Origin of the sequence: Haloarchaeobius marinus (assembly GCF_051207415.1) — an archaeon.
Taxonomy (GTDB): Archaea; Halobacteriota; Halobacteria; order Halobacteriales; family Natrialbaceae; genus Haloarchaeobius.
Genome location: NZ_JBPKGD010000005.1, coordinates 136,922 through 160,611 on the forward strand (window position 1 = coordinate 136,922; position 23,690 = coordinate 160,611).

General features: G+C 65.5%; 19 protein-coding genes and 2 rRNA genes. 13 read left to right on the forward strand and 8 right to left on the reverse strand.

The window, feature by feature from the left end:
* Positions 1-35: 35 nt before the first annotated feature.
* From ACSC1W_RS17215 to ACSC1W_RS17225, 3 genes are all read left to right on the forward strand, one after another.
* Complete coding sequence (locus ACSC1W_RS17215) at positions 36-1,805, forward strand: DNA polymerase/3'-5' exonuclease PolX (protein WP_435348878.1); 1,770 nt, start codon at positions 36-38, stop codon at positions 1,803-1,805.
* 192 nt (positions 1,806-1,997) lie between these two features.
* Entirely contained in the window at positions 1,998-3,347 is a 1,350-nt protein-coding gene (locus ACSC1W_RS17220) for a multicopper oxidase domain-containing protein (RefSeq protein WP_435348879.1), read from the forward strand.
* A gap of 1 nt (position 3,348) precedes the next feature.
* Positions 3,349-4,560 (forward strand): ZIP family metal transporter, encoded by a 1,212-nt coding sequence (locus ACSC1W_RS17225; RefSeq protein ID WP_435348880.1) that lies wholly within the window; start codon positions 3,349-3,351, stop codon positions 4,558-4,560.
* A gap of 25 nt (positions 4,561-4,585) precedes the next feature.
* Here ACSC1W_RS17225 and ACSC1W_RS17230 read toward each other — a convergent pair whose 3' ends face one another.
* Positions 4,586-5,218, reverse strand: a complete 633-nt coding sequence (locus ACSC1W_RS17230; protein ID WP_435348881.1) for a class I SAM-dependent methyltransferase — start codon at positions 5,216-5,218, stop codon at positions 4,586-4,588.
* 91 nt (positions 5,219-5,309) lie between these two features.
* Between ACSC1W_RS17230 and ACSC1W_RS17235 the strand changes: the two genes are divergently transcribed.
* Positions 5,310-6,458, forward strand: a complete 1,149-nt coding sequence (locus ACSC1W_RS17235) for an aminotransferase class I/II-fold pyridoxal phosphate-dependent enzyme (protein WP_435348882.1) — start codon at positions 5,310-5,312, stop codon at positions 6,456-6,458.
* On the opposite strand, the gene ACSC1W_RS17240 is transcribed toward ACSC1W_RS17235, so the two are convergent.
* From ACSC1W_RS17240 to ACSC1W_RS17255, 4 genes are all read right to left on the reverse strand, one after another.
* A complete protein-coding gene (locus ACSC1W_RS17240) occupies positions 6,389-6,844 on the reverse strand; it encodes an ester cyclase (RefSeq protein WP_435348883.1) in 456 nt (151 codons plus the stop codon). The genes ACSC1W_RS17235 and ACSC1W_RS17240 overlap by 70 nt on opposite strands.
* Before the next feature lie 24 nt (positions 6,845-6,868).
* Entirely contained in the window at positions 6,869-7,339 is a 471-nt protein-coding gene (locus ACSC1W_RS17245; protein WP_435348884.1) for a cupin domain-containing protein, read from the reverse strand.
* Positions 7,340-7,828: 489 nt separating this feature from the next.
* Positions 7,829-9,985 carry an adenosylcobalamin-dependent ribonucleoside-diphosphate reductase gene (locus ACSC1W_RS17250; RefSeq protein WP_435348885.1) on the reverse strand — a complete coding sequence of 719 codons (2,157 nt, stop codon included), beginning with the start codon at positions 9,983-9,985 and terminating at the stop codon, positions 7,829-7,831.
* Between the two features lie 123 nt (positions 9,986-10,108).
* Positions 10,109-12,349, reverse strand: a complete 2,241-nt coding sequence (locus ACSC1W_RS17255) for a CDC48 family AAA ATPase (RefSeq protein ID WP_435348886.1) — start codon at positions 12,347-12,349, stop codon at positions 10,109-10,111.
* Positions 12,350-12,477: 128 nt separating this feature from the next.
* On the opposite strand from ACSC1W_RS17255, the gene ACSC1W_RS17260 reads away from it, so the two are divergent.
* Both ACSC1W_RS17260 and ACSC1W_RS17265 read left to right on the forward strand, forming a co-directional pair.
* Entirely contained in the window at positions 12,478-13,119 is a 642-nt protein-coding gene (locus ACSC1W_RS17260; RefSeq protein WP_435348887.1) for a dienelactone hydrolase family protein, read from the forward strand.
* 65 nt (positions 13,120-13,184) lie between these two features.
* A complete protein-coding gene (locus tag ACSC1W_RS17265) occupies positions 13,185-13,469 on the forward strand; it encodes a hypothetical protein (protein ID WP_435348888.1) in 285 nt (94 codons plus the stop codon).
* A gap of 43 nt (positions 13,470-13,512) precedes the next feature.
* On the opposite strand, the gene ACSC1W_RS17270 is transcribed toward ACSC1W_RS17265, so the two are convergent.
* Positions 13,513-13,962, reverse strand: coding sequence for an Hsp20/alpha crystallin family protein (locus ACSC1W_RS17270; RefSeq protein ID WP_435348889.1), 450 nt, complete (start codon positions 13,960-13,962; stop codon positions 13,513-13,515).
* A 487-nt stretch (positions 13,963-14,449) separates the two neighbouring features.
* Between ACSC1W_RS17270 and ACSC1W_RS17275 the strand changes: the two genes are divergently transcribed.
* Complete coding sequence (locus tag ACSC1W_RS17275) at positions 14,450-14,767, forward strand: MTH1187 family thiamine-binding protein (protein ID WP_435348890.1); 318 nt, start codon at positions 14,450-14,452, stop codon at positions 14,765-14,767.
* 47 nt (positions 14,768-14,814) lie between these two features.
* Here ACSC1W_RS17275 and ACSC1W_RS17280 read toward each other — a convergent pair whose 3' ends face one another.
* Positions 14,815-15,348 carry a CDP-2,3-bis-(O-geranylgeranyl)-sn-glycerol synthase gene (locus ACSC1W_RS17280; RefSeq protein WP_435349083.1) on the reverse strand — a complete coding sequence of 178 codons (534 nt, stop codon included), beginning with the start codon at positions 15,346-15,348 and terminating at the stop codon, positions 14,815-14,817.
* A gap of 94 nt (positions 15,349-15,442) precedes the next feature.
* Between ACSC1W_RS17280 and ACSC1W_RS17285 the strand changes: the two genes are divergently transcribed.
* From ACSC1W_RS17285 to ACSC1W_RS17305, 5 genes are all read left to right on the forward strand, one after another.
* Positions 15,443-15,826 (forward strand): VanZ family protein, encoded by a 384-nt coding sequence (locus tag ACSC1W_RS17285; protein WP_435348891.1) that lies wholly within the window; start codon positions 15,443-15,445, stop codon positions 15,824-15,826.
* A gap of 274 nt (positions 15,827-16,100) precedes the next feature.
* Positions 16,101-17,597 (forward strand): 16S ribosomal RNA (locus tag ACSC1W_RS17290).
* A 404-nt stretch (positions 17,598-18,001) separates the two neighbouring features.
* Positions 18,002-20,932: ribosomal RNA gene (locus tag ACSC1W_RS17295) — 23S ribosomal RNA — on the forward strand.
* Together the 16S and 23S rRNA genes form the textbook arrangement of a ribosomal RNA operon.
* A gap of 93 nt (positions 20,933-21,025) precedes the next feature.
* The gene (locus ACSC1W_RS17300; protein WP_435348892.1) at positions 21,026-21,661 is read left to right on the forward strand and encodes a hypothetical protein; all 636 of its coding nucleotides are present in this window, start codon (positions 21,026-21,028) and stop codon (positions 21,659-21,661) included.
* A 156-nt stretch (positions 21,662-21,817) separates the two neighbouring features.
* Complete coding sequence (locus tag ACSC1W_RS17305; protein WP_435348893.1) at positions 21,818-22,240, forward strand: CBS domain-containing protein; 423 nt, start codon at positions 21,818-21,820, stop codon at positions 22,238-22,240.
* A 122-nt stretch (positions 22,241-22,362) separates the two neighbouring features.
* On the opposite strand, the gene ACSC1W_RS17310 is transcribed toward ACSC1W_RS17305, so the two are convergent.
* The gene (locus ACSC1W_RS17310; protein WP_435348894.1) at positions 22,363-23,430 is read right to left on the reverse strand and encodes an alpha/beta fold hydrolase; all 1,068 of its coding nucleotides are present in this window, start codon (positions 23,428-23,430) and stop codon (positions 22,363-22,365) included.
* Positions 23,431-23,512: 82 nt separating this feature from the next.
* Between ACSC1W_RS17310 and ACSC1W_RS17315 the strand changes: the two genes are divergently transcribed.
* Positions 23,513-23,635, forward strand: coding sequence for a hypothetical protein (locus tag ACSC1W_RS17315; protein ID WP_435348895.1), 123 nt, complete (start codon positions 23,513-23,515; stop codon positions 23,633-23,635).
* Positions 23,636-23,690 lie beyond the last annotated feature (55 nt).

Genomic DNA, 23,690 nt, shown 5'->3' on the forward strand with positions numbered 1-23,690 from the left:
GGCCACCGACCGAGAAGCGACGCCGGGCATCCATCGTGCTGCCCGAGGACGCAGGCGACGCAACCGAGTGCCACCGGATGAAGAACCAGGAGATAGCGAAACTGCTCAGGGAGATCGCGGACTTCCTCGAGATACAGGACGTCGAGTACAAGCCTCGCGCCTATCGCGACGCCGCACGCAGCGTCGAATCCCTCTCCGACCCGATAGAGACGGTGTACGAACGGGGCGACCTCGAGGAGATAGAGGGGGTCGGCGAGTCCATCGCCGCGAAGATAGCGGAGTACCTCGAGACGGGCGAACTGGAGTACTACGAGGAACTCAGGGCGGACCTCCCCATCGACATCGAGGCGATAACCAGCGTGGAGGGCGTCGGCCCCAAGACCGCAAAGCGACTCTACCTCGACCTCGGCGTTGCGACGCTCGAAGACCTCGAACGGGCCGCGGAGGCCGGAGAGATAGCCGAACTCGACGGGTTCGGAGAGAAGTCACAGCAGAACATCCTCGACCACGTCGAGCAGGCGAAGGCGGGCCAGGAGCGGATGCTCCTCGGCCGCGCCTTCCCGGTGGCCCGAGACGTCGAGTCCCGACTTCGGGACGACGACGCGTTCGACCGGGTCGACATCGTCGGTTCGTTCCGTCGGCGGCAACCGACCGTCGGCGACCTCGACGTGCTGGCGACGTCGCCCGACGCGGACGAGGCGATGGAGGTGTTCTGTACCCACGACGACGTGACGGAGGTGCTCGCCCGTGGCGGGACGAAGTCCTCGGTCGTCGCCTCCGGCGGACTGCAGATGGACCTCCGCATCGTCGACGAGGCGGAGTACGGTGCCGCGTTCGTCTACTTCACCGGGTCGAAGGCGCACAACATCGCCCTCCGGAACCGCGCCATCGACCGCGACTGGAAGCTCAACGAGTACGGCCTCTTCGACGTGAGCGAACTGGCGGCCGACGAGACTGGACGGCGGGTCGGCGAGCGTCTCGCCGGCGAGACCGAGGACGCTATCTACGAGACGCTCGACCTCACGTGGATACCGCCGGAACTTCGAGAGGACACGGGGGAGGTCGACGCCGCGGCGGCAGGGGAACTCCCCGAGCTGGTCGAACTGGCCGACGTCCGTGGCGACCTGCAGGTGCACACCGAGTACTCGGACGGGACACACAGCGTCCGCGAGATGGCCGAGGCCGCGGACGAGCGTGGCCTCGAATACGTCCTCGTCACCGACCACGGCCCGAACGCTCCCATCCCCAGCAAACTCGACCCCGAGTCGTTCGAGAGCCAGTGCGCCGACGTCGAGGCGGTGAACGACGACGAGGACGTTGCAGTCACCGTACTGCAGGGTATCGAGGCCGAGATTACCGACGAGGGACTCGAGGTTCCCGCGGACTGGTTCGACCGGTGTGACGTGGTGGTCGCAGGCATGCACAGTCGGCCATCGGACCCGACTGGTCAGGTGGTCCGCGCGCTCCGCGAGTTCCCCGTCGACGTGTTCGCACATCCGACGAACCGACTCATCAACGAGCGCGAACCACTGGACCTGGACCTCGATTCGGTGATGGCGGTCGCCGCCGAGGAGCACGTCGCCATCGAGATAAACGCCCAGCCAGAGCGCCTCGACCTCGACTGGCAAGCCGTCAAGGAGTACCGCGATTCCGTGCAGTACGTCGTCTCGACCGACGCCCACACGACCGGCGAACTGGACTTCGTGCACCTCGGCGTCTCCCAGGCCCGCCGGGGGTGGTGCGAGGCCGACGACGTTCTGAACACCCGGTCGGTCGACGCGCTCACCCAGTACTTCGAGGGGTGACCACCGCGGGTCGTCGGACGGATTCGACGACCCGAACCTGTTCCCAGGTTCGTCAGCACCGACACGCACCCGATGGGTAGCAACGACTCGGCAGATGTTGTTAATCCCTGCTAGGTTAGATTAGTCTAAACAATAACTTTGATAGGAACTACTTTATAATTCGGGTTTGCACTACCAGCTAGATACGTGACGATGACGGACGAACGAACGCAAGCAGACGAACGAAAGGGGCCGGAGGCGACGGCCGGCGAGGCCGACGCAGCGTCGCTCACCAGAGGACTCGAAGAACGGCTGGTGGGTGCCGTCGCCGACCACGACGGGGTGACCCGTCGCGCCGTCCTCGGCGGACTCGCCGTCGCAGGCGGGTCCGCACTCGCCGGTTTCGGCACCGCCCAGTCCGGCGAACGGGAACCGGACGACGAGAAGGTCAACGGCTTCGGCGCCCCCGGCGAGTACACGATGGAACAGTTCGACCCGCACGGGTACCTCAGGGAGTTCAACACGGGTGAGTCGACGAACAGACGCGACGCCATCTTCGGACGCGAGGACGACCTGAACGGCGGGGTCTACGAGGAGAACGGCCAGACAGTCCGCGAGTTCAACTTCGTCGCACTCGACGTCGAACAGGAGATACTCCCCGGCATCACGTTCCCGATGTGGACCTACAACGGTCAGGTCCCGGGGCCGACGATTCGCGTCGAAGAGGGGGACCTGATCAAGGTCAACTTCACGAACGGGTCCGACCGGATGGACCACACCATCCACCCGCACCTGCGGAACCTCGACCCCCGGATGGACGGGACCCCACAGAACGGACCGGGGTTGCTCGAACCGGGAGAGTCGTTCACCTACGAGTGGCAGGCACAGCCCGTCGGCACCCACCTCTACCACTGCCACACGCTCCCGCTGAAGGCGCACGTCCACCGTGGCCTGTACGGGACCATCATCGTCGACCCGAAACCCGAGCGAGTCCGTGCGAACCCCCGGAAGTACATCGACTACCACGGTCCCATCACGGACGAGGTCCGCGAGATGGCCGCCGAGCGAGCGCGAAGCAGGAACATGGTCTCGCACGCCGACTACGCGCCGGACGGGTACGACGGCGTCGACGAGATGGTCATGGTGATGAACGGGTTCGACACGAACTTCGACGGCGACAACGAGGTGTACGGCGTCAACACCCGCGGGTTCTGCTACGCACCCGCCCGCACCGACTCCTACGCCGGGGAGTGGGAGGCCGGGGAGACGAAGAAGCCCATCAAGGTGGACAGCGACGAACTGCAGCGCGTCCACCTGGTGAACATGATAGAGTTCGACTTCGTGAACTCCTTTCACACCCACTCGCAGTTCTTCGACTACTACGACGCGGGCACGACGCTGTTCCCGAACCGGAAGACCATCGACACGGTGCTGATGTGCCAGGCCCAGCGCGGGGTGCTCGAACTCGACTACAGGTCCCACAAGCCCGGCCTGTACATGTTCCACGCCCACCAGTCCGAGTTCGCCGAACTCGGCTGGATGAGCTTCTTCGAGGTGAACTGAGATGACCGAATCGAAGCCCGACGGCGGTGTCGCACGGAACCTGAATCGACCGTCCGGTCTGCCCAGGTGGGTATCAGCGGTCGCGCCCATCCTCATCCTGGGGCTCCTCGTCGGTGGGTTCCTGCTGGCCACCCCACTCGCCGGTCTGGAGAGCGGTGGCGAGGCGCTTCCCGCGGTGTCCATCGACTACACGACGCTCCCCGACGACGAGACGATCCGACTGCACGTCACCAACAACGGGCCGCCCGTCGAGATCAGCCAGGTCCACGTCGACGAGGCGAACTGGCAGTTCGACGTCGACAGTCCCGGACGGGACGCGTACCTCGAAACGGGTGAGAGCGCGACCGTCGACGTCCCGTACCACTGGATGCCGGGCTACGACTACGAGGTCGCGCTCCTGACGTCCGACGGCGTCACCTTCGGGACGACCGTCGTCGCCGCCCAGCTGACGCCGGGACTCACCGGTGAGGTCCTGCTGACGCTCGCGTTCGTCGGCTTCCTCGTGGGAATCGTCCCGGTCACGCTCGGGATGTTCTGGTTCCCGTTCATGCAGTCGATGAGTCGCACGTGGCTCCACGCGGTGCTGGCGTTCTCGGCCGGCATCCTCGCGTTCCTCGTGTTCGACGCCGGGTTCGAGGCGTTCGAGGTAGCCGACCAGGTCCCGTCCTACTACGCCGGACCGCTGCTGGTCGTCCTCGGCATCGCCGGCGCGTTGCTGCTCGTCCAGGCCGTCATGGACTGGCAGTCCGACGACGAGGAACCGTCCCGACTCGCGCTCGCGTACTCCGCCGCCCTCGGCATCGGTCTCCACAACTTCGCCGAGGGGCTGGCCATCGGGGGCGCGTTCGCCATCGGGCGGGCGTCGCTCGGCGCGTTCCTCATCGTCGGCTTCATGATACACAACGTCACGGAGGGACCGGTCTTCGTCGCCCCGCTGGCGGAGGGCGAGCGCCCCCCGCTCTGGCACTTCGGCGCGCTCGGCCTGCTCGCCGGCGCGCCGGCGATTCTGGGCGGCTGGATCGGCATCCTGACCCAGTCCCCGACGGTTATCGCGCTGTTCCTCGCCATCGGGGTCGGGGCACTCCTCCAGGTCGTCTTCGACATCGGCGACATCGTCGCCAGGTCGGGGTCGATTCGCGCCGCGCCGAACCTCGCCGCCTTCGGGGTCGGACTGGTCGTGATGTACGCGACCGACCTGCTGGTGGTCATCTAGGCCCGGGCGCGAAACGCGGCGGTCCTCACCGTGCCGTCGCCGCGATTCCGACGAACGACCCGTCCCCGTACCCGCTCTCGATGCGGTCGAGGGCCGTTATCTCGTCCGGTTGCCGGTAGATAGTCTGGACGAACTCGAAGTCACCGAAGCCAGCCGCCTCTAGCTGGTCGACGAGTTCGTCCGTCGAGACGAACACCGCGTCCCGGTAGAACGGGTTCTCCTCCTTCTGCTCCCGGTAGGTCCGTCCGACCGGGCTGTCCGCGTCGATGTAGCCGATGACGAGTCGGCCGGACGGTCCGACGACTCGCCGTGCCTCGGTCAGCGTCCGTGGCACGTCGTCGACGAAACAGATGGTCGTGACGACGAGGGCCGTATCGAAGCGTCCGTCCTGGAACGGGAGGTGTTCGGCGACGCCCCTGACCACCTCGACGCCCCGGTCCTGCGCCCGTTCGAGCATCGCGGCTGCCGGGTCGAGGCCGACCTGGAACCCGAGTGGTGCGGCGAACCGTGCACTTCCCACGCCGATCTCGACGCCGTATCCTGGCGTCGGCACGATGCGACGGAGTGCTTCGAGTTCGGACTGGTAGGCGGCGTCGAACTCCTCGAACCAGTGCTCGTACCGGTCCGTGAACGACTCGAACGGCGCTGTCTTCGGCATACGAGAATCTACGGACCGCGGGGATACCAGTGTTGGGAGTCGTCGACGGCAGGGGGAAACGTTTGTTACCACACGACACGACTTCGGTCGTATGAACGAGCCCTCGACGGTGGAGAAGGGTGGGTCCGGGTTCGAAGGCATCAGGCTCCTCCTCTGTGAGAACCCGTTACCACCGATAGAGGAGGCAATCGTGGCGGCCCGGGCCGAACTCCCCCGGAGCAACCACTACACGGAGCCGTACTCCGAACCGTTACGGGAGCTACTGAGCGACCAGCACGACGTTCCGATCCGACACATCCACGTCGACGCGGGTTCGGAGCTGATACTGCGGCAACTCTTCGACCGGTTCGGCCAGCAGGTCCACCTCCTGACCCCCACCTATCCCCTGTTCCCGGAGATAGCCGAGCAGTACACCGAGACGAGACTCCAGCCCGAAGACGACTTCCAGTTCGACCTCGGGGACCTCGAGGTGCCGTCGGGGACGACGCTCGTCGTCCTCGTCGACCCGAACAACCCGAACGGGGGGTCGTTCGACATGGACCCGCTTCCCGACCTGCTCGAGGCCTACCCGGAGACGCGGTTCCTCGTCGACGAGGCGTTCGGCGAGTTCGTCGACGAGTCGGTCGTCGACCTCGTGCCCCAGTACGACAACCTGCTGGTGACCCGGACGCTGTCGAAGGCCCACAGCCTGGCCGGGTTCCGTGTCGGTTACGCGGTACTCCCCGGGTCGCTCGCCGCGGACCTGAACGCGAGCAACGACGCCTACCCCCTACGCCTACCCCCTGTCGAGACCGAGCCAGGCGGCGGCAGTCGCGACCCTCCACAACGAATCCAGGATTCGGGACCGCATCGAGAAGTTACGCTCGTGGACCGAGCAGTTGGCCGGCGACCTCCGGTCGCTGGGCGTTCGGACCTTCCCGACGGAGACGTACTTCTTCCTCGCGGACTTCAGCCCCCGCGACGCGAGCCACGTGGCGGCACAGCTGCGAAAAAACGACATCTACGTCAAACCGCTCGACGACGCGCGTCTCGGCCCGGGGTACATGCGGGTGACCACGGCCCGCCCAGTGGACAACGAACGGGTCGTCGACGCGCTGGCGGAGATACTGTAGCCACGGGGACGGTGGTCGCACCGGCCGACCAGTCCCCGACCGTCGAGCCGTGGCTCGCTCAGGCAGCGGTGCTCGACGCGCCGACGCCTTCGGGGAGCAGGTCGAGCTGGTCGAGGATGGCCATGTAGTCCGGGTAGAGCCACGCCTCGACTATCCTGTCGTCCTCGTCGTAGCGGTCGATGGCGGTCCCGGTCCAGGAGAGTTCCCTCCCGGTCGGCTCGATGCCCAGTATCTCGCCCTGGTGGACGGCACTGATGGTGAAGTGCACCACGAGCAGGTCGTCCTCCGCGACGAGGTGTTCGATGACGAACTCCTGGTCGCCGAAGGCGGCCCCGAAGTTCCGGAAGAACCGTTTGTACCCCTCGCGGTCGGTCGCGTCGAGTCCGAAGAAGCCGTGGGTCACGACGTCCTCGGCCACCAGTTCGTCGACGACGTCGAGGTTCCCCTCGTGGGTCTCGGCCATCAGCCGACGGAAGTTCTCCTTGTGTCGGGCCATCGATTCTGGAGTGGACATTGTCGCTCTGGTCCTGTCGCGTGCTCACGCTTGCTCCTGTTCGCCACCGATGCTCACGACGTTCGACCCGAAGGGCATGAGCGTCGTCTCGAAGGTGGCCGTCAGTTCGTCGTTCGGGAAGAACCCGATGACGTGTGCGGTCTCGTCGCCGACGTTCCGCAGGCCGTGCGGTTCCATCTCGGGGACGACGGCGCACTCCCCCGCCGACAGTTCGACGGTGTCATCGCCGACCGTCGCCTCGACGGTCCCGTTCGTCACGACGAGGAGTTCCTCGTCGCTGTCGCGGTGACTCGGCAGGTAGTTGCCCGGTTCTATCTCCATGCTGACGACCATCAGGCCCTCGCCTGCGACGCCACTCGCGTTCGGCGTGCCCGGCGAGAGGGGGAAGTACCCCCGTAGCCTGGCGTGTTCGTCACCCTCTACCCAGACGTCGGCCCCCTCGAACTCGTGGAGGTCGACCGCCTGTAGCTCTGTCTGTCTGATTGCTTTGCTCATCGTTGTAGTTGCAGTTTCGGTCGGGGGAGCTGCTCGACCTCGAGGAACCGTCTGGCTTCGGCTTCGACATCGTTCCACGGTTCCGTGGAGACGGACTGGATGTGGATGTGGATACACCGCAGTCGATGCCAGTCCACGCAGTCGATGCCAGTCCAGCAGCTTACGAGGTTCAGCTAGCCCACCCCTGGCTACAGTAGAGGAGCCCAACCGGCTTTGTTAGGAATACCCGCGCGAGAACCCGTGTCAGATTACCGTGCCGTCGGAACTGTCACTCCTTCCGTACGAGTTCGTCCACGACCACGGTCCGGTGGAACCCCTCGAGGGACCGGGGAACCGTTCGGCGACGACGGAGTCGTCGGACGCTTGGACCCCGTTCTCCGTCGGTGAGAGGGTCGGTGATGCCCGGGTAACTGGCTCTTGCCTCGACAGGATTCCATCGGAGACACGACGATGGCCTCCCTACTCCACCTCACGGCCGGTTCGCGACGGTCAGTCCTCTATCCACACCGGGCAACACCGCGCCTCCTGTGGACGACTGCCGGCCCCGGTGCTCTCCGCCGGTCGCGTCGTCATGACCTGCTCCCGGCGGGACCGGTCCCGATACACGGTGACCCCCTTGCATCCGAGTTCGACGGCCAGCGAGAACGCGTCCGCGACGTCCGCACGCGTCGCGTCGTTCGGGAGGTTGACCGTCTTGGATATCGCACCGTCGACGTGTCGTTGCAACGCGGCCTGCATGCGGACGTGGGACTCGGCCGGTATCTCGCCAGCAGTGACGAACAGCTCCGCGAGTCCGTCGGGAATCGAGAGGTCCGCCGGGCCGTGGAAGGTGCCCGTCTGCATGAGCGAGAGCGCCTGTTCGCGGAGTGCGTCCGGTTCGAGTCCGTTCGCTTCCACCGTCCGGTGGAAGTAGTCGTCGAACTCGACCAGGGCCTCGTCCCCCTGGACGTCCCGGCCCACGTTCTTGAAGTAGACGACGTTGAACAGGGGTTCACACCCGCCGGAGGTGTTCGCTATCATCCCCGTCGTCCCGCAGGGGGCGATGCTGGTCGTGCTGTGGTTCCGTATCGGGAACCCGTCGGACCAGTCCGAGGCGTCCAGTCCGGTGTGCCGTTCGAACCAGTCCGCGTTCGCGGTCGGGTCGGCGTACCTGGACTCGTCCCAGGCGGGGAAGACGCCGCGCTCGGTCGCCAGTTCGTGACTCGCGAGCGTGGACTCGCGGTTCACGTGGGCCATCAGTCGGTCCGCGATCTCGACCGACGCCGGCGTCCCGTACCGGACCCCGAACTGGATCAGCAACTCCGCGAGGCCCATGATACCCAGTCCGACCTTCCGCATGTCCGTGACCGTCTCGGTTATCTCGTCGACCGGGAAGCGAGAGACCGTCACGACGTCGTCGAGGAAGCGCGTCCCGGTATGGACGACGCGGGTCAGTCGGTCCCAGTCGACCGCCTGGTCGAGGAACGCGTCGACGGTCGCCGGGAGGTCGGTCGCGTCGACGTCGGGGGCGTCCACGAACGCGGGCCACGGGGTCACGTCGTCCTCGGCCAGCAGCGAGAGGTTGACGTGACCGAGGGTGCAGGCCTCGTACTCTTCGAGTCCCTGCTCCCCGCAGGGATTGGTCGCCTCGATACGGTGGTCGGGATGCCGTTCGACGTCGAACGAGTGGTCGCGGTTCGTCTCGTCGAGCATGAACAGGCCGGGTTCGCCGTTCTGCCACGCCCCGTCGACGACGAGGGCCCAGACGAACCGGGCCGGCAGCGTCATGTCGTCACCGACGTCGAGGTCGGTCTCGCCACGGAACTGGTCGATGCCCGGGACGTCGTCCGCGTAGTCCCGCCAGAAGTTCGATTCGACCGCCGAGGGCAGTTCGTCCTCGTACGCCGTGCTGTAGAACTGTGCCGTCGCCTCCGTCACGACGTGCTGGTCGTCCGACTGCGGGTTCACCAGTCGATACCGCCCGCCCTCCTGAACCGCGCTGTAGAACTCGTCGGTCACGCCCACGGAGATGTTGAAGTTCGCGAGGACGCCCTCGTCGCGCTTTGCGGTGCAGAACCGACCGACGTCGGGGTGGTCGACGTGGAGCACCCCCATCTGGGCACCGCGGCGGCGGCCACCCTGTCGGATCTGCTCGCACATCGTGTCGTAGACGCGCATGAACGAGACGGGACCGCTCGCGACCCCGCCGGTCGACCTGACGAGGTCACCCCGTGGGCGCAGGTCCGTGAACGAGTACCCGACGCCGCCGCCGCTCTGCATGACCGTCGCCGCCTGCCCGAGCGTCTCGAAGATTGACCGCAGCGAATCACTGGGCGACATGACGAAGCAGGCGGCGAGTTGCCCGGTCCCGGCCCCCGCGTTCATCAGCGTCGGCGAGTTTGGCATGAACTCCAGACCGGTCATCGACTCGTAGAAGCGGGACTCCCACGACGCCGCGTCGCCCCCGGACTCGCGTTCGGCCGCAGCGACGGCCGTCGCCACGCGCTCGAACATCCCCTCGGGCGTCTCGACCACCTCGCCGTCCGCGTCCTTCCGGAGGTACCGGGCGGGGAGGATGCGTTCGTACGCGTTCGACGACAGGCGCTCGGCTAGCGTGTCGCCACGGACCCGCTTCACCGGTAGTACGAAGTCCATCTCGTCGGTCATCGGTAGAGTCACACTCGTTCCGGGTGTACGGGGACGTGCCTCGTGCCGTCTCCCGTGTTGTTCCAGACGCGCGAGCGGATTAGTAGTGTCGGCGTCGGCGGCCGGCCCGGATCGTCCAGACCGTCAGTGGAATCCGATTCCGGATTCGTCCAGTTCCGGCACCGTGATGCCGCCGAACTCGTCCACCAGCCCCTCGTAGAACTCCTGCATCTCCTCGGTCACAGACGGGGTGACCTTCTCTAGGGCGTGCTCGAAGTGCTTCTCGGCGACCACGACGTCGTCGGCCAGCTCGGCGAGTTCGTCGTCCGTGACGTCCCGGCCCTCGACCGAGACGATGACCTCGTCCATCGCGCTCATGCTCGCCTCGCGGACGATGGCTTCGATGTCCCCGCCGGTGTATCCCGCCGTCTCCGCCGCGAGTCGGTCGAGGTCCACGTCGTCCGAGAGTGGCATCTCCCGGGTGTGAACCTCGAATATCTCGCGACGCGCCGGTTCGTCGGGCGACGGCACGTAGACGAGTTTGTCCAGTCGCCCGGGGCGCAGGAGTGCGCGGTCGATGATGTCGGGGCGGTTCGTCGCACCGAGGACGAACACGTTCCGGAGTTCCTCGACGCCGTCGAGTTCGGTGAGCAACTGGGAGACGACCCGTTCGGTCACGCGCGAGTCGAAGGTCCCGCCACGCTGTGGCGCGAGGGCGTCGATCTCGTCGAAGAAGATGATGGTCGGCGCGTTCTGCCGTGCCCGCTGGAACACCTCGCGGACCGCCCGTTCGGACTCGCCGACGAACTTGTCGAGGAGTTCCGGCCCCTTCACCGAGATGAAGTTGACCTGACTCGCGTTGGCGACCGCCCTGGCGACGAGGGTCTTCCCCGTCCCGGGCGGGCCGTAGAGCAGGACGCCCTTCGGTGCCTGCGTGTGGAGTCGCTCGAACATGACGGGGTACGAGAGCGGCCACTCGACTGCCCTGACCAGCTCGCGCTTCACCGCGTCGAGTCCGCCGACGTCGTCGTACGTGACCGCCGGAATCTCGACGAACACCTCCCGCATCGCGCTCGGTTCCACGTGCTGGAGGGCCGCCTCGAAGTCCTCCTGCGTGACGTGTATCTCCTCGAGTATCTCGGGCGGGACCACCTCGACGTTCAGGTCGAGGTCGACCTCGACCCGACGAAGCGCGTGCATCGCCGCCTCCTTCGCCAGCGACTGGATGTCGGCACCGACGAACCCGTAGGTCACGTCGGCGAGTTCGCCGAGGTCCACGTCGTCGGTGAGTGGCATGCCGCTGGTGTGGATCTGCAGTATCTCGAGTCGGCCGTCGCGCGAGGGGACGCCGACCTCTATCTCGCGGTCGAACCGTCCGCCACGCCGGAGTGCGGTGTCGATGGCGTCGGGACGGTTCGTCGCGGCGATGACGACGACGTCGCCCCGCTCTTCGAGGCCGTCCATCAGCGAGAGCAACTGGGCGACGACGCGTCGCTCCACTTCGCCGGTCACCTCGTCCCTGCTCGGTGCGATGGAGTCTATCTCGTCGATGAAGACGATGGCCGGGGTGTTCTGGCTGGCCTCGTCGAATATCTCCCGGAGGTGCTGTTCCGACTCGCCGTAGTACTTCGACATGATCTCCGGCCCGGAGACGGGGAAGAAGCTCGCGTTGACCTCGTTGGCGACGGCCTTGGCGATGAGCGTCTTCCCGGTGCCGGGCGGGCCGTGGAGCAGCACGCCCTTCGGCGGTGCGATGCCCAGGCGCCGGAACAGTTCCGGGTGCTTGAGCGGGAGTTCTATCATCTCCCGAATCTGGTCGAGTTCCCGCCCGAGTCCGCCGACGTCCTCGTAGGTGACGTCGGGGAGTTCGGTCCGTTCGCCCTTGAGGTCCGCCTCGGTTATCGGTTCGTCCCTGATGGACAGCGTCGTCTCCTCCGTGATGATGACCGGACCGGACGGTGCCGTCTTCGTGACGAGGAACACGAGCGACTGCCCGAGCAACCGCAGGTGGACCGAGTCACCGCGGAGCACCGGCCGGTCGAGCAGGTACCTCGCGAGGTACGGTTCGGCCCCTCGCAGGATGACGTACTCGGGCAGGGCGACGGTTATCGACTCGGCGGGTTCGACCTCGACGGCCTCGACCTCGACGAACTCGTCGATTCCCACGTCCGCGTTCGCCCGGACGTTCCCGTCGACGCGCACGACGTCTGCAGCGTCGTCCTCGTAGCCCGAGCGAACCTTCGCCACCGTCTGTCGACGGCCCGTGAGCCGGATCACGTCTCCCTGTTCGACCCCGAGTTCCGCCATCGCCTCCTGGCTGAGTCGAGCGATTCCGCGACCGGCGTCCTGTGGGGCGAGCCCCTGAACGCGTAGCTCTTGTACCATCGTCTCTCTCTCTCTCGTTCCACGTTCGTCGGGTACCACGAAATAGGTTGGCGCTCGCCGGTCGTCCGTCGCGTCGACGACGCCACGGGGGAGGAACGTTAACGGTCCAGCGCGTCGTGGGTGCTAACATGGCCGAGCAGACAGAGAACCTCGTGACGATGCCGGTGGACGGGGTCCAGCTCGAGGGCGAACTGATACTCCCCGAGGGGACGAACGGGCTCGTCGTCTTCGCACACGGAAGCGGGAGCAGCAGGAAGAGCCCGCGGAACAACTTCGTCGCGGAGGTGCTCCGGGACCACGACCTCGGGACGTTCCTGTTCGACCTGCTCACCGAGGAGGAGGACGAGACGTACGAGACCCGGTTCGACATCGACCTCCTGACGACGAGACTCCATGCGGCGACCGACTGGCTCCGCGACCGGGAGGACACCCAGGAACGCAACATCGGGTACTTCGGGTCGAGTACCGGGGCCGCGGCCGCGTTGCGCGCGGCGGCCCAGCGGGAGGACGACGTCGACGCCGTCGTCTCGCGCGGTGGCCGGGTCGACCTCGCCTTCGAGCAGTTGCCGCAGGTCTCGGCGGCGACGATGTTCATCGTCGGTGGGGCGGACACCCAGGTGCTCGAACTCAACGAGGAGGGGTTCGACGAACTCGCCTGCACCAGGGACCTGCGGGTGGTCGAGGGCGCCGGTCACCTGTTCGAGGGGCCCGGCGAACTGGAGGAGGTAGCCGACCTCGCAGCCGAGTGGTTCGAGGAACACCTCGCCTGACGCTGGCGGCGGCGTCCCACGTGCCCGGCGAAACTACCAACTGCCCGTCGTCCGTACTAGCTGGCATGGGAGACGGTACCCAGAGCGACGGCGCCACGGAGAACCGTTCGACCGTGGGGTCGGGCCGAGTCGACGAACTGTTCGACGACATCGAGGAGACCATCGAGCGTCTCGACGGGTTCTCGGACGAACTGACGAGTCTCCACAAACGCATCGCGGCGAACGAGGGCGAGACGTCGGGGCACGTCCGCGACCGGGTGAACGAGGACGCGGACCAGTTGGCCGACGAGGCCGCGGACGCGGCCGACAGACTACGGGAGCACCTCCAGACCCTGAAACGCGACGTCTGACCGGTCTGGTCGAACGCCGCCGGTGGAGAACGGCGATGCTGTGCTACTCGATATCTATCTTCCGTGACTCCTCGGACTCGACCCGGGGCAGGGCGATCGTCAACACACCGTTGTTCATCGTGGCGGTGACGTTGTCAGCGTCGACCTCGTCGGGGAGCCGTATCGACCGGTGCGTGGCCTCGTGGCTGCGCTCGTGGCGCAGGTACCGTTCCTCCTCCACTTCCTCGGTGGCTTCCTCCCGCTCGGCCTCGATGCGGAGCGTGTGGTTCGTCACCTCGATGTCGACGTCGTCGCGTTCGAACCCGGGCAGGTCGACGGTCACGACGAACTCGTCGTCGTGTTCGACGAGGTCGATGGCCATCGACTCGAAGTCCGACGACCACCAGTCGAATGGGTAGTCCGTCTCCCACGAACGGGACGCCTCTTCGAACTGGCGGCCCATGCGGTCGAACAGTCGTTCGAGTTCCTCGAAGGGGTTTCTACGTGAACTCATGTGGCGGAACCTCCATCCGAACAGACGACGGCGACCGTCAAATACGATGTGGTGGTCCGCCACTCCACGGGGGCGTCTCCAGTCGAACCGGGGCGTCGATTCCCTCGAAGCCGTCGCGGTGACCGCCTCCCGAAGCGACGCGTTCGGGCGAGTCGTAACTGGGTCTTACTCCGGTACCGTGTGCCTGTCGGGTGGTGGTAGGAACCTGATTCTGGCGGTAGTCACTCGTGAGCCTCGACCAGCTTCCGTTACAGGTATATTGCTGTATCACCTGCCCTATCTCCGGTAACAGGAAGTTAACACGTGGGGGCGGCGCCGGCGGAGATGCGATGCCGACGAACGGGGACACCACGGGCGAACGGGGCCGACGCGACCCGAAGCGGACAACCGCCGATGGACCGACAGCACCTTTTTCATCGTCGCCGTCGATGGTCGAGTCGCTGTTCCCGGCCGGACGGTCGAAGCACCGTCCCCGGAGGACTGTACCATGACTGCCATCGCACGCCTCGAGGTCATCCCGGTCCACGAGGGGAGTCTGTCGACGGACATCGCGAACGCCGTCGAGGCCCTCGACGAGTTCGACGTCTCCTACGAGACGACGGCGACAGACACCATCATCGAAGCCGATTCTGTCGACGAGATATTCGCGGCCGTACAGGCCGCACACGGCGCCGTCGGCGGTGACCGGGTGGTGACCTCGCTCGAGATCGACGACCAGCGCACGAAAGAACAGCACATCGAGGACCGCGTCACGGCCATCGAATCGGCGCTCGGCCGGCCACCGAAACGCGAGAAACACGCGTAGCCGCACTTCTCACGTCGGGTGAGACGACGGGCAGCGTCCCCGTCCACTCACCACGGTTCGTCTTTCAGCCCGAGGCGATAGGCGGCGCTGTTCGTCCCTCGATGCAGGAGAGGCGTCACGACGAGCACCACCACGAGGACGGGCCCGGTGAACGTCCCGAGCGTCCAGTCCGGAGCCACGACGAGCGCCAGGCCGAGGGCGCCCACGAGGAACCCGAACCGGTCGACGACGGGGAACGGAGCACCGCGCTCCCGTCCGGTGCGACGCTTCAGGAACGACCCGGCGGCGTCTCCGAGCATCGCACCGACGGGCAGGGCGATGGCGACGGCGGCGGGGAACGCCGGCAACGCGGGCGCGAGCGCTGGCCGGACGGCGTTCATGGCGAACGCGACTGCGACGCCGGCGAGGGAGCCGACGACGAACCCCCGCCAGGTCTTCCCGTCTCCGAGCAACCGGTCGCCGCGCCAGGTCCGTCCGCCGTCTATCGGCCGGCCACCGCCGACGACGACCGCGACGCTGTTCGGGAGGTAGGCGGGCAGGATGGCCCAGAGTGCGGTCACGACCGTCCACGCGACGTCGATAGCCACGGCGGTTGCGACTTCGGGTGGCTCCCCCTTGACTGTCGGTGGCCGTTTCGACGGTGCGTTAATGCCGACCTGGCACGTATCGACGCCCATGTTCGAACGCATCCGTCGCGCCGACGGTCGCTGGCTGCACGTCGCCGTCGTCGGCGCACTGCTGTTCGTCGGGTCGGTAGTCCCGCTTCCGTCCCGGTCCCGCCCCCGGTTCGGTCCGTTCGGGCCGGACAAGGGCGTCCACCTGCTCGCCCACGCCTGGCTCGCGGCAGCCATCGCCGCAGCTCTCGACGAGGACGAACCGGGCGTCCCTGCTGCCGCGTCTGCGGTACTGCTATCGACGGTCTTCGGGTTCGTCATCGAGGTGCTACAGGCGCGGGTTCCGGGGCGGATGTACGAACGGGCGGACGTCGTTTCGGGGTTCGTCGGCTCCGTCGTCGGCGTCGCCTGTCTGCCGTCGGGCGGGACTCGAAACCGGAACTGAGACCGAATCCGCGGTCCGCCGCCGGGACGTAAACAGGTGGTAATGAAACATAGCATCGACGGTTGCGACACAACGCAACCCGTGACAATCGCTACCATACATTTATTGTATCCACCGGGGTACGTACGAGTGAGTGAGGATTCCACCCCTGCGGTCAGCCGTACAGATGGAATCTGATGTGAGCCCTGAAGTTCGGTGACATCCGGTCGACGTGCAGCGACGCCGTCGGACCGGTGTGTGACCGAGAACCCGCCACGCCCCCACACGGGGGCACATTCCGGTTGATCCTGCCGGAGACCATTGCGATCGAATTCCGAATTAGCCATGCTAGTCGCACGGGTCAGACCCGTGGCGAACAGGTCAGTAACACGTGGCCAAACTACCCTCTGGACCGGGATATCCTCGGGAAACTGAGGCTAATCCCGGATACGACTCCCAGGCTGGAGTGCAGGGAGTCGGAAATGCAACGTCGGCGGCTTCGGCTGCCGACTGCGTGCCACAGGATGTGGCTGCGGCCGATTAGGTAGACGGTGGGGTAACGGCCCACCGTGCCGATAATCGGTACGAGATGTGAGAGCAAAGTACTCGGACGCGGAATCTGAGACAAGATTCCGGGCCCTACGGGGTGCAGCAGGCGCGAAACCTTTACACTGCGCGACAGCGCGATAAGGGGGATTCGAGTGCGAGGACCTACAAGTCCTCGCTTTTCTGCACTGTAAAGCGGTGCAGGAACAAGAGCTGGGCAAGACGGGTGCCAGCCGCCGCGGTAACACCCGCGGCTCGAGTGATGGTCGAGGTTATTGGGCCTAAAGCGTCCGTAGCCTGCCGAGCAAGTCCGTCGAGAAATCCAGCGGCCCAACCGTTGGGCGTTCGGCGGAAACTGTTCGGCTTGGGACCGGATGACCTGAGGGGTACGTTCGGGGTAGGAGTGAAATCCCGTAATCCTGGACGGACCACCGGTGGCGAAGGCGCCTCAGGAGGACGGATCCGACGGTGAGGGACGAAAGCTACGATCTCGAACCGGATTAGATACCCGGGTAGTCGTAGCCGTAAACGATGCCAGTTAGGTGTCGCACGGACTACGAGTCCGTGCTGTGCCGTAGCGAAGGCGTTAAACTGGCCGCCTGGGAAGTACGGCCGCAAGGTTGAAACTTAAAGGAATTGGCGGGGGAGCACTACAACCGGAGGAGCCTGCGGTTTAATTGGACTCAACGCCGGACATCTCACCAGCTCCGACAGTGGCAGTGAAGCTCAGTGTGATGAGCTTAGTAGAGCCACTGAGAGGTGGTGCATGGCCGCCGTCAGCTCGTACCGTGAGGCGTCCTGTTAAGTCAGGCAACGAGCGAGACCCGCACCCGTAGTTGTCAGCAGCATCCATCGGATGGCTGGAGCCATTACGGGAACCGCCGCTGCGAAAGCGGAGGAAGGAACGGGCAACGGTAGGTCCGCATGCCCCGAATGAGCTGGGCTACACGCGGGCTACAATGGCCGGGACAGCGGGTTCCGACGCCGAGAGGCGAAGGTAACCTCTTAAACCCGGTCCAAGTTCGGATTGTGGGCTGAAACTCGCCCACATGAAGCTGGATTCGGTAGTAATCGCGTCTCAGAAGGACGCGGTGAATACGTCCCTGCTCCTTGCACACACCGCCCGTCAAAGCAACCGAGTGGGGCCTGGACGAGGCCCGGATACCCGGGTCGAGTCCAGACTCCGCAAGGATGCTTAAGTCGTAACAAGGTAGCCGTAGGGGAATCTGCGGCTGGATCACCTCCACGGACCGGGACCGGGCGCTACGCCCGGCCCGCACACGCAGTGCGTGGACTGCCACGTTCCGTTCCCCCGGGACGTGGACGCCCGCACTGTCGGGCGTTCTCGCGTACGCACACCGACGAGGCACCGTCGGCCGGACACCAGAGGACTTCAGGGCTCACGGCCGGGACCCGGTTCGCGGTGACGCGGCCGCCGACGGCGGCCGTTCGAGGTTCGACTCCTCGTGGGTCCCGTCGTCGGGCGGGAGCGCTCGCCCGACTCCGATACAGACCGATGCACCACTCCGCGAGAGCGCGGGTGGGAAGGGTCGAGCACGCGCCACCCCCGTGGCCGTGCGATGACGACCGTGTGTACGTGCAATCCAGACGCAAACTGGACCCGTCTCGTCAGAGACGGGAACGGTCCAAGTACCGTAGCTACTATGCCGCCTGGTGGATGGCTCGGTTCGAGAGCCGACGACGGACGTGCCAAGCTGCGATAAGCCCGGGGAAGCCGCACGAAGGCTACGAACTCGGGATCTCCCAATCGGAATCCGCACTGCGATTGCCGCGTTCGCGTGGCAATCGGGAACGCCGGGAATTGAAACATCTCAGTACCGGCAGGAAGAGAAACCAAACGGGATGCCGTCAGTAACGGTGAGTGAACGCGGCCCAGTCCAAACCGAAGCCCACTATGGGCGATGTGGTGTTCGGGCTGACTCGCAACACCCGAAACTCCGCGAGAAGTCTCCTGGAACGGAGCGCGATACAGGGTGATAGCCCCGTACCGCGGGGAAGTACGGTGGGCGTCAGTACCAGAGTACCGGGGGTCGGATATCCCTCGGGAACGTGGCCGGCATCGACGGCCAAGACTAAACACTCCTCGAGACCGATAGCGAACAAGTAGCGTGAGCGAACGCTGAAAAGCACCCCGGACAGGGAGCTGAAAAGGTCTGAACTCAGGTGGCGATGGAGCGACGGGGCATACAAGGTCCCACGAGGAACGACGTACTCGCGAGGGTACGGTAGGAATCGTGGGAAGCCGATGTTCCGTCGTGCGTTTTGAAAAACGAGCCAGGGAGTGTGTCTGTCCGGCGAGTCTAACCCGAGCATCGGGGGAGGCACAGGGAAACCGACACGGCCGCAGCATCTTCGGATGCGAGGGCCGCCGTCTCCAAGGGCGGGGAGTCGAACGGACACGACCCGGAACCGGATGATCTAGGCGGGGGCAAGGTGAAGCGTGCCGAAAGGCACGTGGAGGCCTGTTAGGGGTGGTGTCTTTCAATACCCTCCCGTGACCCGCGTCTAGGGGTGAAAGGCCCATCGAATCCGGCGACAGCTGGTTCCGACCGAAACATGTCACAGCACGACCTCCGCCGAGGTAGTCCGTGGGGTAGAGCGACCGATTGGGGAACTCGACTCCGAGAGGGGTCGACTCCCCTGTCAAACTCCGAACCTACGGACGCTGTCGACGCGGGGAGACCGGTGTGCGGGGTAAGCCTGTGCACCGTGAGGGAGACAACCCAGAGTCGGGTTAAGGTCCCAAAGTGCGGGCTAAGTGCAACTCGAAAGCTTGTTTCGAGCCCTAGACAACCGGGAGGTGAGCTTAGAAGCAGCTACCCTCTAAGAAAAGCGTAACAGCTTACCGGTCGAGGTTCGAGGCGGCGAAAATGATCGGGGCTCAAGCCCGCCTCCGAGACCCGACGGCGTGGATGAAACCACGATCCAGTAGGTCGGCGCTCCGTGTGGGTGGAAGCACGGGTGAGAACTCGTGTCGACCGCTCGGAGACGACAATCCTGGCCGCAGTAGCAGCGGTAGTCGGGTGAGAACCCCGACGGCCTAATGGGCAAGGGTTCCTCGGCAACGCCGATCGGCCGAGGGTTAGCCGGTCCTAAGACCTGCCGTAATCCGAGCAGGCCGAACGGGAAACGGGTCAATATTCCCGTGCCACCGTGCAGCGAAAGCCGACACTTCGGGGTAGACCGAGCCGGGCCATCGCCCGGTCGAATCGTCGAAGCCCGTGGAAGCCGTAATGGCAGGAAGCGAGTGAACGGCGCGTAAGGGAAACTCGGTCCAACCTGGAGTCCGTGAAAAGGCGAGCACGGTGTCCGTACCCAGAACCGACGCAGGTGCCCAGGCAGCGAAAGCCACGGCCCGTCGGGAACAACCGACGTCAGGGAATTCGGCAAGTTGGCCCCGTACGTTCGCAATAAGGGGTGCCTGCCCTGCAGAAGGGCAGGTCGCAGTGACTCGGGCGCTCCGACTGTCTAGTAACAACATAGGTGACCGCAAATCCGCAAGGACTCGTACGGTCACTGAATCCTGCCCAGTGCGGGGATCTGAACACCCAGTACAATGGGACGAAGGACCCGTCAACGGCGGGGGTAACTATGACCCTCTTAAGGTAGCGTAGTACCTTGCCGCTTCAGTAGCGGCTTGCATGAATGGATCAACGAGAGCGTCACTGTCCCGACGTCGGGCCCGGTGAACCGTACGTTCCAGTGCGGAGTCTGGAGACCCCCAAGGGGAAGCGAAGACCCTATAGAGCTTTACTGCAGGTTATCGTTGGGGTGTGGTCACCGATGTGCAGGATAGGTAGGAGCCGTTACACAGGTGCGCGCGCCAGCGCGTCGCCGAGGCGCCAGTGAAATACTACCCGTCGGTGACCGCATCCCTAACTCCGGGAGGAGGACACCGGTAGCCGGGCAGTTTGACTGGGGCGGTACGCGCTCGAAAGAGTATCGAGCGCGCCCAAAGGTTTCCTCATCCGGGTCGGAAACCCGGAGGAGAGTGCAAGAACAAACGGAAGCCTGACAGTGTCCCGACTAATACCGGACGCTGACGCGAAAGCGTGGTCTAGCGAACCAATCATCCTGCTTGATGCGGGAGATTGCTGTCGGAAAAGCTACCTTAGGGATAACAGAGTCGTCACGCGCAAGAGCACATATCGACCGCGTGGCTTGCTACCTCGATGTCGGTTCCCTCCATCCTGCCCGTGCAGAAGCGGGCAAGGGTGAGGTTGTTCGCCTATTAAAGGAGGTCGTGAGCTGGGTTTAGACCGTCGTGAGACAGGTCGGCTGCTATCTATTGGGGGTGTGAGACACCTACGGGGAACGTTCGTTTAGTACGAGAGGAACATCGAATGGGCGCCACTGGTCTACCGGTTGTTCGAGAGAGCACGCGCCGGGCAGCTACGCGCCACGGGAGTAGGGCTGAAAGCATCTAAGCCCGAACCCCTCCTCAAACAGAGGTGTCGTCCGAGGTCCCTCGTAGAAGACGAGGTAGATAGACCCGGGGTGTACGCGCCAAGGCAACGAGGCGTTCAGCCCGCGGGCACTAATCGACCGAAGCTACCGCGACTCGGACCGATCCGTCAGACGAGACGGGTCCAGGCGGTATCTGGATTGCACGTACACACGGTCACCGCGGTTGCGGTTCGACAGCGACGAGCAGTGCCCTTCTGCGGACGCCGTCCGTGCGACGGCCACCCTATCGCCACACGTACTGCGCCGCCTCCAGGCGCCCGAACACGTCCTCGACGGTCGCCGCCGGTATCTCCCACCGGTCGTCACCGTCACCGTCGGCGAGACGACGACCGCGAGACCGGAATCGCTCGACCCGCACGGCAGGAGGTAGAGCGGGAGGTCCGTTCGGTCGCCCGTGGCCGCGTCGACGTCGAACTCAAGGGCGAGGACCGGGCCGTCGCCTACGTCGACGAGAGCGACATCTCGTACGTCATCGGCAAGGGGGGCGACCGAACCGCTGCCATCGAGGACCGACTCGGCATCGACATCGAAGTCCGGATGCACGGGGAGCGACAGCTATCGACCGGGGGCGGTGACGCCGAGGTCGACCGGGACGAGGGGAGGCCGGTCGAACCGGAGTTCACGCGTCACCACGTCGCCCTCCCCGTCACCGCCGACCCCGGCGAGACGGTCGAGGTACACGTCGCCGACAAGTACCTGTTCACCGCCACCGTCGGGCGCGGCGGCGAGATACAGGTTTCGCGAGGGTCGGCCGTCGCCGAGGAACTCGAACGCGCGGTCGACATGGGCCGTCGCATCACCGTCGTCGGGTCGGGGGAGTGACCGCTCGCAGTACGGTCGGTGCGACGCCGGCGCCGGTGCTGTCGTCGCCGTTCGTGGCTGGACCCGGCGTGGACGGGGACTCTCCTGCCAACGGGCAGGACCGACCCTCTACGTTTAACACCGTACTCGTCCAATCTACGCGTGGGTGTCGTAGCTATGGCCATCCTTGACGTAGCCCGGACAGGCGTCATCACGATTCACCAGGACCAGAACGCGGGCAACCTCGCCACGGTGATGAAAGAGGAGAACGTCGGGAGCGTCGTCGTCGAGGACGACGACAGACCCGTCGGCATCGTCACCGACCGCGACCTCACGTTGAAGGTACTCGAACCGCGAGAGGACCCGGGAGAGGTGTCCGTCGCACAGATCATGACCGAGAACCCGACCACGGTCCACGAGGACGACGGCGTCTTCGACGTGACCCAGACGATGCTGGACGCGGAGGTCCGCCGGATGCCCGTCGTGGACGACGACGGCAAGATCGCCGGTATCGTCACGCTCGACGACTTCGTCGTCCTCTTCACGGAAGAACTGAAGGGCCTCTCCGGCGTCATCGAGGCGGAGTCGCCCGCGTACTGAACCACCACGACCGGGTTCGAGCAGTCGCGTCGCGTCCACGCGGCTGGACGTTCGCTCTGGCCCGGAGCCGTCGTCTCCTCGCGCAGTTCGATAGCGGCCGGTGTGTCGACGGCGACCGACCGTCAGGTGCCGTCGCCGGTCCGGTCCGCGAACCATCCGCACACGCGTGGCCACAGCTCTGCGTGCGACCGCGCGCCGGTCGAGAGACCGACGTGGTCGGTCGGGAACTCGACGAGTTCGGTGTCCCGGCTCGGAATCGCCTCGAGGAACGGGCGACTCGCCTCGGGTGGAACGAACTGGTCGTCCGTGGCGAGAATCAGCAACACGGGCATGTCGACGTTCCCGAGGTCGACGGTCCGTCCACCGACGGTCAGCGTTCCGTCCATCAGTTCGTTCTCGCGGTAGAGGTCGACCAGGAACTCCCGGTACAGTTCCCCGGCGACGTCGACGCTGTCGAACCCCCACTGGAGTCTCCGCAGGAACCTCGATACGTACGCCTCGTCGTCGAGATGCTCGTAGAGTCTGAGGTACCGTGCGAGGTAGTATTCGACCGGGTCGACGAGCGCGAACTCGAAGGAGAGCAACTCCCCGGGAGCGTTACCGAACGCGTCGGCCACACGCTCGTGGTCGTACTGTTCGCGTTTCCCCCAGAGCCGGAAGATGCCGCCCGTTGCGTCGAAGTTCAAGACGGGGGCCAGCAACCCGAGCGTCCTGACGCGTGACGGGTACAGCGCCGCGAATATCGCACCCAGCGTCCCCCCGGTACAGTAGCCGAGCAGGTGTACCGCCGTCGTCCCCGTCCGTTCGCAGACGACGTCGACGCAGTTGGCGAGGTAGCGCGTCACGAAGTCGTCGAGCCCGAGACGCGTATCCAGGGTGGAGGGTTCCCCCCAGTCGACCAGGTACACGTCGAACCCCCGGTCGAGGAACTGCCGGACGACGCTCCGGTCCGGTTCGAAGTCGAGGACGTACGGTCGGTTGACGATGGCGGACACGAACAGTATCGGAACGTCGCGTTGCGCCTCCGTCCGGGGTTCGTAGTGGACCAGTTCGACCTTGTTCTCGGCGTAGACGACCTCGGAAGGCGTCGGTCCGTCCGACGCGCCGGGGCGAGACCCGCTGGACTCGGCCGTCGGACTCGCATCCGACTGCCCCGGAGCGTTGCAGTCGCGGGTCGGGACGGGACGCATACACCAGTCCATTGGCCGTGGCCGGTTGTATGTCTACGGGGGTCGACACAGTCTTAAGTCGCAGGGCGACCAATCGGCGACCATGAGCGAACAGGACGAGCGACCGTTCGAGTGCGACCTCTGTGACGAGCGGTTCGCGACCCAGGAGGAACTGAAAGACCACGTCTGGGAGTACCACGAGATGGACGGGGACGTCCCACCGTAGGTGGGCACCCACCCGCCCCGGAATCCGACCGGGAGACTCCGGTCAGTCTACCGAC

Coding starts and splice junctions, on each gene's coding strand:
- ACSC1W_RS17220 (WP_435348879.1), top strand. CDS start 1,998: ATGACGGACGAACGAACGCAAGCAGACGAACGAAAGGGGCCGGAGGCG.
- ACSC1W_RS17225 (WP_435348880.1), top strand. CDS start 3,349: ATGACCGAATCGAAGCCCGACGGCGGTGTCGCACGGAACCTGAATCGA.
- ACSC1W_RS17230 (WP_435348881.1), bottom strand. CDS start 5,218: ATGCCGAAGACAGCGCCGTTCGAGTCGTTCACGGACCGGTACGAGCAC.
- ACSC1W_RS17235 (WP_435348882.1), top strand. CDS start 5,310: ATGAACGAGCCCTCGACGGTGGAGAAGGGTGGGTCCGGGTTCGAAGGC.
- ACSC1W_RS17240 (WP_435348883.1), bottom strand. CDS start 6,844: ATGTCCACTCCAGAATCGATGGCCCGACACAAGGAGAACTTCCGTCGG.
- ACSC1W_RS17245 (WP_435348884.1), bottom strand. CDS start 7,339: ATGAGCAAAGCAATCAGACAGACAGAGCTACAGGCGGTCGACCTCCAC.
- ACSC1W_RS17250 (WP_435348885.1), bottom strand. CDS start 9,985: ATGACCGACGAGATGGACTTCGTACTACCGGTGAAGCGGGTCCGTGGC.
- ACSC1W_RS17255 (WP_435348886.1), bottom strand. CDS start 12,349: ATGGTACAAGAGCTACGCGTTCAGGGGCTCGCCCCACAGGACGCCGGT.
- ACSC1W_RS17260 (WP_435348887.1), top strand. CDS start 12,478: ATGGCCGAGCAGACAGAGAACCTCGTGACGATGCCGGTGGACGGGGTC.
- ACSC1W_RS17265 (WP_435348888.1), top strand. CDS start 13,185: ATGGGAGACGGTACCCAGAGCGACGGCGCCACGGAGAACCGTTCGACC.
- ACSC1W_RS17270 (WP_435348889.1), bottom strand. CDS start 13,962: ATGAGTTCACGTAGAAACCCCTTCGAGGAACTCGAACGACTGTTCGAC.
- ACSC1W_RS17275 (WP_435348890.1), top strand. CDS start 14,450: ATGACTGCCATCGCACGCCTCGAGGTCATCCCGGTCCACGAGGGGAGT.
- ACSC1W_RS17285 (WP_435348891.1), top strand. CDS start 15,443: ATGTTCGAACGCATCCGTCGCGCCGACGGTCGCTGGCTGCACGTCGCC.
- ACSC1W_RS17305 (WP_435348893.1), top strand. CDS start 21,818: ATGGCCATCCTTGACGTAGCCCGGACAGGCGTCATCACGATTCACCAG.
- ACSC1W_RS17310 (WP_435348894.1), bottom strand. CDS start 23,430: ATGCGTCCCGTCCCGACCCGCGACTGCAACGCTCCGGGGCAGTCGGAT.
- ACSC1W_RS17315 (WP_435348895.1), top strand. CDS start 23,513: ATGAGCGAACAGGACGAGCGACCGTTCGAGTGCGACCTCTGTGACGAG.